This window comes from Bradyrhizobium sp. LeoA1Lang (genome assembly GCF_055413685.1).
Map to the genome: position 1 here is coordinate 1 of NZ_JBVAPG010000186.1, position 14,508 is coordinate 14,508.

The window sequence follows — 14,508 nt, forward strand, 5'->3', positions numbered from 1 at the left end:
TGCGCTCGCCCGTAAGCTCCTGGTCCGCCTCAACGCCAAAGCACGCGAGGCGCGTGCCGCTTACGCCAATGCAACTTGACAATCCAGATAGTCGCTCATCCGCCGTGAGACGCGCGGAGTTAAATCACTGATTTGCCCGACGACGGAAGCGGAATGTTTTTTCCGCGAGGGCTGGACAGACTTTTGGTGATTTGCCCGTCGGGTTGATTTGTCGCACCCAAAGCAACCACATCGTCATTGCGAGCGCAGCGAAGCAATCCATAGCGTCGCAAGCGGAGGCATAGATTGCTTCGCTCCGCTCGCAATGACGTGGAGACAGTGCAGCGAACTGCAGAAGCCGTAGGGTGGGCAAAGGCGCAGTACGCGCTCAATCCAGGCGCCGTTGCAAGGGACATCCTTTGGTAGTACGCTTCTTACACAGCTAGTCACGCTTGTCTCTTCTGGGAGACTGAGAGCGATGCGCATCATCGTAGCGATGACCGGGGCGCACCGAGCCTACGCCACATCAACGAACTGCCTTCGATTTTCGCAGGGATGCGGATCACCTCCGAGGGAGATGTGAGATGAAGGAAGCCGAGCATGTCTACACGGCGCCCGCAACCAGCAGCGGGATTCCGGACGGGGTGGCCCGCTATCTTGACGGCACCGACCTGCTGACCAAAACCCAGGCGCTGCGTCTCTCGACAGTAGGTTCCGACGGATGGCCTCACGCTGCGCTGCTGAGTGCAGGCGACATGGTGATCATGCCTTCAGGCCGCATCCGCTTTGCGATTTTTCCGCAATCGACCATGGCGTCCAATCTTGAACGTGAAGGACGGCTCACGATTGCGCTTTCACTCGATGGCGGCATTTGCGAGACAAAGCTCCGCTGTCGCCGCCTTGCCCACTCCTCTGTCGATGTGCCGCTGGCGTTCTTCGAGGCGGATGTCGAGGCGGTACGCCAGCATGTCGCGCCATACGCTGATGTGACAGGCGGAGTCACCTTTGCACTGCACGATCCCAAAGCCGTACTGCCGCGTTGGCAACGGCAGATTGCCGCGTTACGCGCCGCCTGAAACCAATCTGAGCAATTGGGGGCAGAAATGCGTGCCTACAAGGACCTTCGCGAATTCCTGTCCGCCCTCGAGCAAGAGCGGCAATTGCTGCGCATCCATGATCAGGTTCTTCCTGAGCCCGACATGGCGGCCGCGGCCTGCGCCCTCACAGAGATCGGCGAGGACAGCCCCGCGATCTATTTCGACAACATCGCGGGCTACACCAGCGCTCGGGTCGCCATGAACGTACATGGGTCATGGTGCAACCATGCTCTCGCGCTTGGCATGAAAAAAGACGCCGGCATGCGCGACCAGTTCTTTGAGTTCGTCCGACGCTTCCAGCAATATCCTGGCACGTTGGAGCGCGTTGCGAGCGCGCCCTGGCAAGACGTCGTCGTCGACAAGGACGTGAACCTCTACGAACTGCTGCCGCTGTTTCGTCTCAACCGCGGCGATGGCGGCTATTTCATCGACAAAGCCTGCACCATCAGCCGAGATCTCGACGACTGGAATAACGACGATGTCGAGAACGTCGGAATCTATCGCCTGCAGGTCAAGGGGCGGAATCGCCTCGGAATCCAGACCGTGCCGCAGCACGATATCGCGATCCATATGGCTCATGCGGAAGCCCGCGGCGAAGACTTGCCAGTCGCGATCGCGCTGGGAAACGAGCCGATCATCACGCTGATGGGGGCGACGCCGCTGCTCTACGATCAGCTCGAATACAAGATGGCGGCCGTGATGCAGGGCGCGCCATACCGTGTGGTCAAGACTGCAAAGGGCCTGGATATCCCCTGGGGATCCGAATATGTGCTGGAGGGCCGCCTGCTACGCGGACAGCGCGAGAGACCGAGGGGCCGTTTGGTGAATTCCCCGGCTATTATTCAGGATGCCATAAATATCCGGTGATCGAGATCGATCGCGTGTCGCACCGCAAAGACCCGGTCTACGACGCGGTCTATGTGGGGCGGCCCTGGACCGAGCTCGACTTCCTGCAAGCCATGACGACGAGCGCGCCGATCTTCCTTCAACTCAAGACGACGTTTCCCGAAGTCGTCGCCGTCAACGCACTCTATACCCACGGTCTGGTGGTCGTCGTCTCGACAAAGATCCGCTATGGCGGCTTCGCCAAATATGTGGGCTTGCGCGTGCTGACCACGACCCATGGTCTCGGATACGCAAAGGTCGTGATCGTTGTCGACGAGAAAGTCGATCCGTTCGATCTGAAGCAGGTGATGTGGGCAATATCGGTGAAGGTAAATCCTGCGGGGGACATCGTGACCATCCCCAACCTCGCGGAGAATCTGCTGGATCCGGCCTGCAGCCCGACTGGTGTCGTGACCAAGATGATCATCGATGCCACCACGCCGGTCGCGCCTGATATCCGCGGCGACTATGGCGAGGAACTCGACAAGCCGCAGCGTACCGATCAGTGGCGGACCAAGCTCATGGCTCTGGCGAAGGAGATGAGGAAATGACGGCGACAACCGCTGACACTGTTCCGGCCGCATGTCCGCGATGTCGATCAGGCAAGGTCGAGGTGCGCAGCAAATCTCCCGTTGTCGGGATCTGGACTGTGTTCGGTTGTCCGACATGCCTCTATGTCTGGAGATCGACCGAGCCGGAGGAGAACGTGAACCCGGACAAATATCCCGCTGCCTTTCGGCTGCGCCCCGAGGATCTTCCCAATCTGCAGGTGGTTCCACCGATTCCACCGCGTCGATCATCCTCGTGAGTCCGGGCCGGATGCCGAAGGCGGAACCACATTGGCCGTCGTCATTCCGGGGCGATGCGAAGCATCGAGCTATGATGTGCAATTGCACATCAGAGAATCCATTTCTCCACCTGCGTCTGCGGCCCGATGGATTCCGGGTTCGTCCTTCGGACGCCCCGGAATGACGACGGAGGAAGTGGCGACTATGGTGCGCCCCGGAAATGACGGAGAGTGAAGCGCCCGTGGCCCATCCCTCGAGACGCCGCTTCGCGGCTCCTCGGGATGAGGGATGAATTCGTGGCGCCTCCCATGCTCTAATGCGCCATCAGTAACGGCAAGTCTGCGTGCTCCATGATGTGGCTGGTGGCGCCGCCGAAAATCATTTGCCGCAGCCTGGTCCTTGTGAAGGCTCCCTTGATCAAGAGATCGCAGCCTTCCGCCCTGGCCGCGGCGAGGACTGCTTCGCCGGTGCTGCGACCGTTCAGCTCGATGCTCATGGGCTCGGCGGCAATGCCGTTATACCGCAATTGCTTGCGCACCTGATCGGCCGATGGACCCGGCACATCCTGTCCACCGACGACAGTCAACACCGTCACGCGTCCGGCCAGGCGCAGGAGTGGCATCGCCAAGGCGTTGGCGCGGGCCTGCTCGGTGCTGCCATTCCAATGGATCATGATGTTGGTCGCGATCTCTTTCGGAGCTGATGGCGGCGACAGCACAACAGGCCGGCCGCTTTCGAACAGTCCCGACTCGATCGCCCGCCGATAGAGTGGGTCCGTAGCAGCGGATGGCCTGCTCATCACAATCACATCGAACGCGCGGCCATGGCTGCCGACCAGGCCCTCGCCCGGCGGCACCTCGGCAAACCAGCTATACCAGGGCCGGTCCGCGGTCGTTTTCATAGCAGCAACACCGTGCTGCTGCATGAAGGTCTCGAACAGCTCGCGCTCCCCCGCCGCCTCCGCTTCGCGCCGCACCCGATAGGTTTCCATGGAATAGGTGCTGGCCAGCCCCGCCACGACAAACTCAGGCGTGCCAAACCACAGTGGAACACCCTCAATATAGGCGCCGGTGCGCTGCGCGAGCAGCACCGCCGTTTCGAGCACGGATGTCATGGCCGGGGTATTTTGGGTTGGTACCAAAATCGTCTTCATTGTCAGCTCCCGCCCGTTGCAGATGAACGATAGTCCAGGCAGCCAAAACGGCACTGACTTTCGACATGGTAGACCTTCGGGACGAGACCGCCAACGCTGAGTGCATTGCGAAATGGATTCCGGGTTCGCGCTACGCGCGCCCCGGAATGACAGCGGCGGAGTTCAATGGAAATCGCGTGACGGCGGCAGGATGCGGACGTTGCGGGGGTGGCGGATTCTTTGCGGGGAGTTTTCGCCGTGGTCGCGGCGGTCGTCGTTGAGAGGTTCGACCAAAGCCGGGCCGGCGGGCACGGCCGGCTTGGCGCTGAACGCGTCGTTGGAGAGACCGATGAGGTCGTAGGAACGGTCGATCATGCGCTGCGCGACCAGGTGCGTCACCTCCTCCGGGCTGCTCTGGATATAGCCTTCGACCAGGATCAGCCGCGCGCCCATCACTTCTTTCCGGTATTGCTCCATCACCTTCGGCCACACCACGATATTGGCGATCCCGGTCTCGTCCTCGAGCGTCATGAACACCACGCCCTTGGCGCTGCCCGGACGCTGCCGCACCAGCACCACGCCGGCGCAGCGGATACGGCGGCGGTCATTGCGATGGCAGACCTCCTTGCAGGGTATGACGCGCTCTTTTGCAAATTTCTCTCGCAAGAATTCCATCGGATGGCCCTTCAGCGACAGGCGGATGGTCTGGTAGTCGGCGACCACCTGTTCCTGCCGCGGCATCTGCGGCAATGGTTTCGCGTTTTCGTCCGGCTGCTCGCGGGCAACAGCGGCTTCGAACAGAGGCAGTGGCACGTCGTCGGGCAGCCGCCGCACCGCCCAGAGCGCCGCGCGGCGATCGAGGCCGATCGAGCGGAAGGCATCGGCGTCCGCGAGCAGGATCAGCGCGCGCTTGGGCAGGCCGGTGTCGCGGGCGAAATCCTCCAGCGAGGCGAAGGGGCGCCGCTGCCGCGCCGCGACGATGCGGTCGGCCCAGGCGTTGGGTTCCAAGGGAGGCTCCACCTCTCCCGCAAGCGGGAGAGGGAGCGCTGGCACCTCCCGGAATAACGCCTGCTGCTGTTTCAGCCTCTCTTCGTCCGGGTCCTTCCAGTTGAAACCGTCGATCTGGCGGAAGCCGAGGCGGACGGCGCAATGGTCGCCGCTGCGCTCTTCCAGGGTGTTCTGGGCGAAGCTGTAGGATACGTCGATCTCGCGAACCTCGACGCCATTCTTGCGGGCGTCGCCGACGATCTGCGCGGGGGCGTAAAAGCCCATCGGCTGTGAGTTGAGCAGCGCACAGCAGAAAGCGTCGGGATGATGACATTTAAGCCAGGAGGAGATGTAGACGAGTTGGGCAAAACTCGCGGCATGGCTTTCCGGGAAGCCGTAGGAACCGAAGCCCTTGATCTGCTCGAAGCAATTTTGTGCGAAGACGGGGTCGTAACCGCGCCTGACCATATTGCCGATCAGCTTCTCTTCGAAATTGCCGATGGTACCGACGTTGCGGAAGGTGGCCATCGCACGACGCAATCCATTGGCTTCTTCTGACGTGAATCCCGCAGCCTCGATTGCAATGCGCATCGCTTGTTCCTGAAACAGCGGTACCCCAAGGGTCTTGTGCAGGACATTGCGCAATTCATCCTTGTTGCCGCCTTTGGGGTACGGATACTCGATATCTTCGGGTTTCATTTTGCGGCGGCGCAGATAGGGATGCACCATGTCGCCCTGGATCGGCCCCGGGCGCACGATCGCGACCTCGATGACAAGATCATAGAAAGTCCGCGGTTTCAGCCGCGGCAGCATGTTCATCTGCGCGCGGCTTTCGACCTGGAACACGCCGAGCGATTCACCGCGGCACAGCATGTCGTAGACTTTTCCGTCATCCTGCGGGACCGTTGCCAGTTCGTAACGCTCATCCTTGTGATCGGCGATCAGGTCAAAGCTCTTGCGGATGCAGGTCAGCATGCCCAGCGCCAGCACGTCGACCTTCATCATGTTGAGCGCGTCGACGTCGTCCTTGTCCCATTCGATGAAGGTGCGATCCTCCATCGCGGCATTGCCGATCGGCACATAGGTGTCGAGCCGGTCCTGCGTCAGCACATAGCCGCCGACATGCTGCGAGAGGTGGCGCGGGAATTCGATCAGCTCGGTGGCGAGATCGACGGCGAGCCCGATCATCGCGTTCCTCGGGTCGAGTCCCGCCTGCCGCACCTGCATGTCGTTGAGGCCCTTGCCCCAGCTTCCCCACACGGTATCGGCGAGCGCGGCCGTGACATCCTCCGTCAGCCCCAGCGCCTTGCCGACGTCGCGGATCGCGCTGCGCGGACGATAGTGGATGACGGTTGCGATGATGGCAGCGCGATGCCTGCCATAGCGGCGGTAGACATATTGCATCACCTCCTCGCGCCGCGAATGCTCGAAATCGACGTCGATGTCGGGCGGCTCCAACCGCTCCTTGGAGATGAAGCGCTCGAACAACAGATCGACCTTGATCGGGTTGACCGAGGTGATGCCGAGCACATAGCAAACCGCGGAATTCGCTGCCGATCCCCTACCCTGGCACAGGATATTCTGACTGCGTGCGTACCGGACGATGTCGTGCACGGTCAGGAAATAATGTGCGTATTTCAGTTTCCTGATCAGACGCAATTCTTTGTGCAGAGTCTTTTTGATTTTCGGGGAAATCCGGATCGGAAATCTTTCGTGCGCGCCTTGCCACGTCAAATCCTCCAGGTGACGCTGCGCGGTCTTGCCCGGCGGCACCGGCTCATCAGGGTATTGGTATTTGAGCTGGTCGAGCGAGAAGGTGATGCGGTCGGCAAAACGCATGGTCTCGGCGATCGCGTCGGGAAAATCGCGGAACAGCCGCGCCATCTCGTGCGCAGGTTTCAGATGCCGCTCGGCATTGGCTTCCAGTCTCTTGCCGATCGCATCGATCGTCGTCTTCTCCCTGATACATGTGAGCACGTCCTGCAGCGGGCGGCGCGCGGGATGGTGATAGAGCACTTCGTTGGTCGCGAGCAGCGGCACATCGGCTTTGGTCGCAAGATGATGTAATCGTGCCAGGCGTCGCTTGTCGTCGCCGCGATAGAGCAGGCTTGCGGCGAGCCAGACGCCATCAGCGCGGCTTGCTTTCAGGCGTTCGAGCAGATCGAGCGACTTTGTCGTCTCGAAACGATGCGGCAATGACAGCACCAGGAGCTGGCCTTCGGCGAAGTCCAGCAGATCGTTCAGCTTCAGATGGCATTCGCCTTTTTCGATCCGCTTGATGTCATCGCCCCGTTTGCCGCGAGTGAGGAGCTGGCACAGCCGGCCGTAAGCCGCGCGGTCGCGCGGATAGACCAGAATATCAGGCGTGCCGTCCATGAAGACGATGCGCGAACCGATCAGGAGCTTGGGCGGGTGCGTTACTTTTGAATTCTCGAGCTCCTTGTAGGCGCGCACCACGCCGGCGAGCGTGTTGTGATCGGCAAGCCCGATCACGGGAATGCGGAGAATGCTCGCCTGATGCACATAGGCGCGCGGATCCGATCCGCCGCGCAGGAAGGAGAAATTGCTTGATATGCCGATCTCGGCATAGTCGAGCGCCGGTTCCATCATGCGAACAGCCCATGCACGAACCAGTTGGCGGGAACGGGCTTGCCGTCTTCGTCGATCAGTTCGCTGTCGTAAAGGCCATCGCGAAAGATCCAGAAGCGCAGGCCCTGTTCATCCTCGACGCGGAAATAGTCGCGCGTCAGCACTTTTCCGTCCCGCTGCCACCATTCCATGGCGATGCGCTCAGGACCCTCGACCCGCACCACCTGATGCGTGGCGCGACGCCAGGTGAAGCGATGCGGCGGTCCATCCGGCACGGTGGCGAACGGCACCTTGATCGGCTCCGGCTTTTCGAACAGGCGCAGCGGACGCAGTGGCGGCTCGCCCTCGGCGCGCGCTGGCCAGGCGGCTTGCGAGGCCGCGGCCAGATGATGCTGTGCGGGCGCGGCAAGCGCCGCGCGCTCGGGGATATGGGTATCCTCCGGCAGGTGCACGACCACGCGCTTGCCCCCGATGCGGGCGGCGATGCGGTCGATCAGCGCGGCAAGCTCGTCATTGTCATGGACATGGGCGTCGAGATCGCGCTGCTGCTGCACCACGATCTCGGTACGACCAGCGGACAGGCGGATCAGGTCGAAGCCGAAGCCGGGATCGAGGGGATCGTTGAGTGCGTCGAGCCGTTCGCGGAACAGGCGGTCGATCACTTCGGGTTTGGTCACAGCACGCCCGGTCTCGACGGCAAGCGTGCGCACCGCGCCGTCGGTGCGGAAGAAGCCTGCTTCCAGCTTCCGCGCGCCCTTGCCCTGCTTGTCCATCGCCTGGACCAGCATCCTGGCGAGGTTCTGCAGCGTCATCGCGATCATGGGCTCGGTTGTGATCGGCTCGGGAAAACGCTTCTCGACGATGTAGTCAGGCAATGGCTTGCGCGGGCTGATCGGCGCATCGCCCTGCCCCAGCGCATGCTCGAGCCGCGTGGTGAAGGCAGCGCCGAAACGCGCCGCGATCTCATGGCGCGCGCGGGCGGCGACGTCGCCGATTGTCTTCAAGCCGGCGCGGCGCAGACCTTTCGTGATCGCATCATCGGCCCCCAATGCCGAGATCGGCAACGGGGCGACCGCCTCGGCTTCCGCACCATCCTCGATGATCCGGCCTGACGAATGCCGCGTCAGCGTACGGGCGCAGACCGAGGTAGCCGCGATCGCGCCGCTGACGGCAAAGCCGCGCCGACTGAGGGCGCCGCAGACGATCTGCAGCATCGCACGCTCGCCGCCGAACAGATGGGCGCAGCCGGTGATATCGAGGAAGAGACCTGAGGGCGGATCGAGCGCCACCAGAGGTGTGAAGCGGTCGCACCAGTCGGCGATGTCGTTGAGCGTCCTGGCATCGGCAACCTCGTCGGCATCATAGACCGTCAATTCCGGGCAGATCGCGCGGGCATTGGCCAATGGCAGGCCAGCCGACAGGCCGCTTCGCGCGGCGATGTCGTCGAGGGAGTGGATCACCAGCGCGTTGTGCTCCTTGATGACGACAACGCTCGGCACTTCGACCTCTCCCGCTTGCGGGAGAGGGAGTTCAGACAGCTTGCGCGTTTCAACTGGCGAGGCGGTGCGGGCCAGTTGCCGCTTGATCCGATCGATGGGCAGGCGCGGCAGCCACAGGCTGAGGATACGCCGACGGTTCGCTGAAAAGGCACTCATCACATTTCCATTCCATGATCCATCGCCCGACCGGGCCATGACGGTTGCGAACGAGCTGCGCATCGAACAGAGGCGCGCCCCACGCGCTCCAACTGGCGCCCGGCGGCGAATGCGCCGCGCGCACGATCCATCGGGTTTCCGCGGTGGACGGAAGCGGCGTTGCCGCCAGGCGCAGCAGCAGCGCGGGGACGCCTGATGATTGCGAGGCGAGCGTCAGCTTGCGGCTGGCGACCAGATCGAGCTGCCGCGCATCGCCCCAGACTTCCATGATGACGGCACCAAGCGCGTCGCAGGCGAGCGCATCGGCCGTGGTGCGCAACGCATTGTCGATGTCGGCGGCGCGCACGGTGACGAGGAGGCGCGGATCGAGGCCGAGCTCGGACAAGCCGTTCATCGACAGTGCGCCGGATTCGATTTCGGAAAAATCCTGCCGCACCCAGACCAGCGGCTTTCGGGCGGCAAGACGGCCGGCGAGGCCTGCGATGAAACCGGTGGCGGAAGCGCCCTGGTGGCCCTCGGCAAACACTTCGTGCACCGCGGCTCTCGCAAGCCCGCCCTTGAGCATCGCATCGGCGCCGGCATGGCCCAGCGCGATCCGCTGCAGCGCATGCGCTTCATTGGATGTCTCAATGCGTTCAATGCGCCCGCGCAAGGACGCAAGCGTGCTCAGGCGTGCGCTCGTCATGCGCCGCTCCTTAAGGAAGATATCGGGGCCGCTGCTGGCTTAAGGGAGAAACCAGAAGCTGGCCCAATTGTTCATGGTATGTTCTAATATAAAGCCAACTGCGCGGGAGGAGTCAATCGGATTGGTAACGGGATAAATTCTTGAGTGAAATCAATGGGATTTATGAGGGCCTTCATGGCCCGATCAAGCCCGGGCATCACGGGAGGGAGAGTAAGTGCCATGCACCACATCATCCTCGACAGCGAGACTGATTTCGACGGCTGGCGGAAGGCAGCACGGGCGCTGGTGCTGAACGAGGTGCCGCCTGACAATGTGACCTGGACGGTACACGATAACGAAGTCAAACCGTTCGATGCGCTGGACCGCGAAGCGCCGCTCGAGCCGCCGCACAGCACGTTCAACGTGCCGGCCAAATTCGTCGAGCTGGCGAAAACCGCGATCCTGCATCGCGACGCCGAGCGCTTCGCCCTGCTCTATCGCCTGTTGTGGCGCCTGCACCGCGATCATGACCTGCTCGACGTCGCTGACGATCCCGACGTCGCGCGTATCCATGCGATGGCGAAGGCCGTGCATCACGAGGCACAGCGGATGCGGACGTCGATCCGCTTCCGCGAGATCGGGCGCGAGCACACATCGCATTTCGTCGCCTGGTTCGAGCCGCAGCACCATGTCGTGGAACTGGCCGCGCCCTTCTTCGCGAGCCGCTTTGCCGACATGCCCTGGTCGATCCTCACATCAGATGTCTGCGCGCATTGGGATGGACATGCGGTGTCGATCACGCCAGGCATCAGCGAGGCCGGGATGCCCGCAGGCAATCGGCTGGAGGAAATCTGGCAGCGTCATTACGCTACGATCTTCAACCCGGCACGGCTGGCAGCGAAGCAATCGAGGAACTCACCCGAGGCTTCGACGATTAAGCCCGCAAGCGAAAGTGCCACGCCACCGGAACCCGCCATGATCCGCCACGCCGACCGCCTGAGTGCGCTGCGGGAAGAAGCCGCGGATTGCCGCGCCTGCCATCTCTATAAGCATGCGACCCAGACCGTGTTCGGCGAAGGCCCGCAAAGCGCGCAGGTGATGCTGGTCGGCGAGCAGCCGGGCGACAAGGAAGATCTGGCCGGAAAGCCCTTCGTCGGTCCCGCCGGACAGATGCTCGACCGCGCGCTCGAAGAGGCCGGCATCGACCGCAAGAAAGTCTACATCACCAATGCGGTGAAGCATTTCAAATTTGTGCCGCGCGGCAAGATCCGCCTGCACCAGAAGCCGAATACGCCGGAGATCAAGGCCTGCCGCCAATGGTATGAGCGGGAACTCGCCTCGATCAAGCCGGACCTGGTGGTGGCGATGGGCGCGACCGCTGCCCAATGCGTGTTCAACAAGCTCACGCCGATCGGCAAAAACCGCGGCCGGCTGATCGATCTCGACGACGACGTGAAGGCGCTGGTGACAGTGCATCCCTCCTATCTGCTGCGGCTGCCCGATGAGGATGCGAAAGCGCGGGAATATCAACGCTTTGTCGAAGATCTGAAGATCGCGGCGGAACTCTTGAGGAAACGCGCACGGGCTGCGGCATAAGCATGGCACCATGCATAGCATTGCAAATATCAAGCCGTTGATAAGACTGATATCTATTTACAACCTTACATTGATGGCCGATACTCTCCTATTACAGGGGGAGTTTGGGGCGTCTTGTTCACGCCAATGACGTTCCCATGAGGTCGGCGCGCTGCCGCGGCGCCACAGCCCCGGCGTCAGGCAGCGCCCGACCGCTTCCTTTCCATCACACATCCATCACACACTTTCGCTGCGCGCATGGCTCGTCATGTGAATGGTCAACATTCATGTCGCGAGCGCGCGTGACAGACGATCATCGATGCAACACTCAAGCACCGTTGCGACACGCGTTTCATTCAAGCAAACTACGGCTGTCATCTAACCTTCAAGTCAATGGTCAAGACTAAGGGCCTCCTTCCGTATTTTGACGGGGCGTCAGAATGACCGATTTTGCACTCAATACTTCAGTACGCGACGAAAGACCGATTCAGCCGGCTTCAAGGCCAAATCTCGATAAGGGCTTCAATCCGCTGACGATGATCCTCTTCTTCGGCATCCTCGCGGCAGGGTTGCTGTTCGTTGCCTACAGCATCTATTCCGACGTCGATGCCACCGGCACCCGCGTCACCACCTTCTTGCCCTACATCCTGCTGTTCGTTGCGCTCTTGATTGCGCTCGGCTTTGAATTCGTCAACGGCTTCCACGACACCGCCAACGCGGTCGCGACCGTGATCTACACGCATTCGCTGCCCGCCGAAGTCGCGGTGATGTGGTCGGGCTTCTTCAACTTCCTCGGCGTGCTGCTCTCGTCTGGCGCGGTCGCATTCGGCATCATCTCGCTCCTGCCGGTCGAGCTGATTCTGCAGGTCGGCTCCAGCGCCGGCTTCGCCATGGTGTTCGCGCTGTTGATCGCCGCGATCCTGTGGAATCTCGGCACCTGGTATTTCGGCCTGCCGGCCTCGTCCTCGCACACGCTGATCGGCTCGATCATCGGCGTCGGCATCGCCAATGCGCTGATGCGCGGCCGCGATGGCACCTCCGGCGTCGACTGGAGCAAGGCCACCGAGATCGGCTACGCGCTCTTGCTGTCGCCGCTGGTCGGCTTCGTCTGCGCCGCGATACTGCTGCTCGTGCTCAAGATGATGGTGCGCAACCCTGCGCTCTATGCCGCGCCCGAAGGCAACAAGGCGCCGCCGCTCTGGATCCGCAGCCTGCTGATCCTGACCTGCACCGGCGTCAGCTTCGCGCACGGCTCCAACGACGGGCAGAAGGGCATGGGCCTGATCATGCTGATCCTGATCGGCACAGTGCCGACCGCCTATGCGCTGAACCGCGCGCTGCCGGAATCCCAGATCGCCCAGTTCCAGAAGAACTCGGAAGCCGCCTCCAAGGTGATCGCGGCGAAGGGCGCCGGTCACAGCATTATCGGCGATCCCCGTCCGGCCGTGACGCAGTACATCTCGCTGCACCACCTCAATGAGGGCACCTTCCCCTCGCTCGCGGTGCTGGTACAGGATGTCAGCAACCAGGTGATGAAGTACGGCTCGCTGACCAAGGTGCCCGCGGAAGCCGTCGGCAACACCCGCAACGACATGTACCTGATTTCGGAAGCGATCCGCTTCCTGATGAAGGACAAGGAGAGCGACCTCAGCAAGGAAGACATCGCGACGCTGAACGCCTACAAGGCCTCGCTCGACAGCGCGACCAAATTCATCCCGACCTGGGTGAAGATCGCGGTCGCGATTGCGCTCGGCCTCGGCACCATGATCGGCTGGAAGCGGATCGTGATCACGGTCGGCGAAAAGATCGGCAAGACCCATCTGACCTACGCGCAGGGCGCCTCCACCGAACTCGTCGCCGCTGGCACGATCTTCGCGGCCGATACTTTCGGCCTGCCGGTGTCCACCACGCACGTGCTGTCATCAGGCGTTGCCGGCGCCATGGCCGCCAACGGTTCGGGCCTGCAGGTCGCGACCATCCGCAACATGGTGATGGCCTGGGTGCTGACGCTGCCCGCCGCGATCATGCTGTCGGCTTCGCTCTACGTGCTGTTCGCGAACGTGTTCTGAGAAGCGAACCTCTCAACGATAAAGGCCCGCGCAACGCGCGGGCCTTTTTGTTTTGTGCGCGAAGACCGCGCCACGCAACTCCGTCATTGCGAGGAGCGCAGCGACGAAGCAATCCATCTCTCCACAAGCGGACGCATGGATTGCTTCGCTGCGCTCGCAATGACGGAAGGAGACAGTTGCGTAGGGTGGGCAAAGCGAAGCGTGCCCACCATCCACGGCCGGTGCGAGAAAGGTGGGCACGCTTCGCTTTGCCCACCCTACGGCCTGGAACGACAAGACGTCACTGCAGCGCCGAGCAAAGTACGTCCCCTAGCTCGTCCGCAAGTGGCTGGAATCACATCTGCTGGATCTCAGGACTGGGCAACCAGATTCCAGCTAGTGAGCAAAGTACGTCCCCTAAGAGGCGTAGACAGGACCGAGCTTGCGGGTGCCATCCACATTTGACCTGGGGCTCCAATTCGTTCGCGCTGGTATGCCCATGCTACCTGCGAGAGCGCCGGGGGTTACTGGCTTTATCGAGACACCAAATAAAACCTGCCCAGAGCAGTAGGCTGATTACCGTCAGCCAAAACTTGTCATTGAAGGGAAGGCCTGTCCGGTAAACTTCGGGAGTAACCCAAGACAGGCCCAACGCGAGTACGAGCAGGATAATCGAACCGACCCAAGCCATGCGATCCCCCAAAAGGCCGCCTCAGTTGGCGGCTTCGTTCATATGACGCCAAGTTTGCGATGTCGCCGTTGGATTCATCTTTAGCCCATGCTCAATTAGTCATGTGCAGAAAAACCATCCCCACTAGAATAATGATGATCTCCGCTATCTATCGCCGGGCCGGGGCCATTGACATCTGCCCCAAGGCCCGCCCTTGACTTCTTTCGATGCGGCCAAGCCAACGCCATTCCACCTGCAACGAATAGGAGCAATACGATCACTGCAATCCAATGAGAGATCATGTTTGTACCGGGGGGATGTCCCGGGTTCTGTTGAATTACTGAAGAGGTCGGCGTTGCCCACCTTGAGCCGGTAGGCTCGGGGTGCTGATTCCACAAAGGAGAGCAACGCCATGACGAGAGATATCACACCGGCTGGT

Annotated in this window: 8 protein-coding genes and 1 pseudogene; 5 read left to right on the forward strand and 4 right to left on the reverse strand. The window is 61.7% G+C overall.

Going from position 1 to position 14,508, the window contains the following annotated elements:
• Positions 1–563: 563 nt before the first annotated feature.
• From ACZYOF_RS36965 to ACZYOF_RS36975, 3 genes and pseudogenes are all read left to right on the forward strand, one after another.
• Positions 564–1,055 (forward strand): hypothetical protein, encoded by a 492-nt coding sequence (locus ACZYOF_RS36965; protein ID WP_463718847.1) that lies wholly within the window; start codon positions 564–566, stop codon positions 1,053–1,055.
• Between the two features lie 53 nt (positions 1,056–1,108).
• Positions 1,109–2,509, forward strand: a pseudogene (locus ACZYOF_RS36970) (UbiD family decarboxylase domain-containing protein); the annotation flags it as partial.
• Entirely contained in the window at positions 2,509–2,769 is a 261-nt protein-coding gene (locus tag ACZYOF_RS36975) for a non-oxidative hydroxyarylic acid decarboxylases subunit D (protein ID WP_463718848.1), read from the forward strand. The pseudogene ACZYOF_RS36970 and the gene ACZYOF_RS36975, both read left to right, overlap by 1 nt.
• A 293-nt stretch (positions 2,770–3,062) precedes the next feature.
• On the opposite strand, the gene ACZYOF_RS36980 is transcribed toward ACZYOF_RS36975, so the two are convergent.
• The 4 genes from ACZYOF_RS36980 to ACZYOF_RS36995 all read right to left on the reverse strand — a co-directional run bounded on the left by ACZYOF_RS36980 (position 3,063) and on the right by ACZYOF_RS36995 (position 9,797).
• Positions 3,063–3,902 carry a universal stress protein gene (locus ACZYOF_RS36980; protein WP_463718849.1) on the reverse strand — a complete coding sequence of 280 codons (840 nt, stop codon included), beginning with the start codon at positions 3,900–3,902 and terminating at the stop codon, positions 3,063–3,065.
• Positions 3,903–4,064: 162 nt separating this feature from the next.
• On the reverse strand, positions 4,065–7,478 hold the full coding sequence (locus tag ACZYOF_RS36985; RefSeq protein ID WP_463718850.1) for an error-prone DNA polymerase: 3,414 nt from the start codon (positions 7,476–7,478) through the stop codon (positions 4,065–4,067).
• Positions 7,475–9,112, reverse strand: coding sequence for a Y-family DNA polymerase (locus ACZYOF_RS36990; RefSeq protein ID WP_463718851.1), 1,638 nt, complete (start codon positions 9,110–9,112; stop codon positions 7,475–7,477). The genes ACZYOF_RS36985 and ACZYOF_RS36990 overlap by 4 nt, the downstream gene beginning before the upstream one ends.
• Positions 9,006–9,797 carry an ImuA family protein gene (locus ACZYOF_RS36995; RefSeq protein WP_463718852.1) on the reverse strand — a complete coding sequence of 264 codons (792 nt, stop codon included), beginning with the start codon at positions 9,795–9,797 and terminating at the stop codon, positions 9,006–9,008. Before ACZYOF_RS36995 ends, ACZYOF_RS36990 begins: the two co-directional genes overlap by 107 nt.
• A gap of 219 nt (positions 9,798–10,016) precedes the next feature.
• Between ACZYOF_RS36995 and ACZYOF_RS37000 the strand changes: the two genes are divergently transcribed.
• On the forward strand, positions 10,017–11,372 hold the full coding sequence (locus tag ACZYOF_RS37000; protein WP_463718853.1) for a UdgX family uracil-DNA binding protein: 1,356 nt from the start codon (positions 10,017–10,019) through the stop codon (positions 11,370–11,372).
• A 419-nt stretch (positions 11,373–11,791) separates the two neighbouring features.
• Positions 11,792–13,420: an inorganic phosphate transporter gene (locus tag ACZYOF_RS37005; RefSeq protein WP_463718854.1), complete on the forward strand. Its 1,629-nt coding sequence runs from the start codon at positions 11,792–11,794 to the stop codon at positions 13,418–13,420.
• Positions 13,421–14,508 lie beyond the last annotated feature (1,088 nt).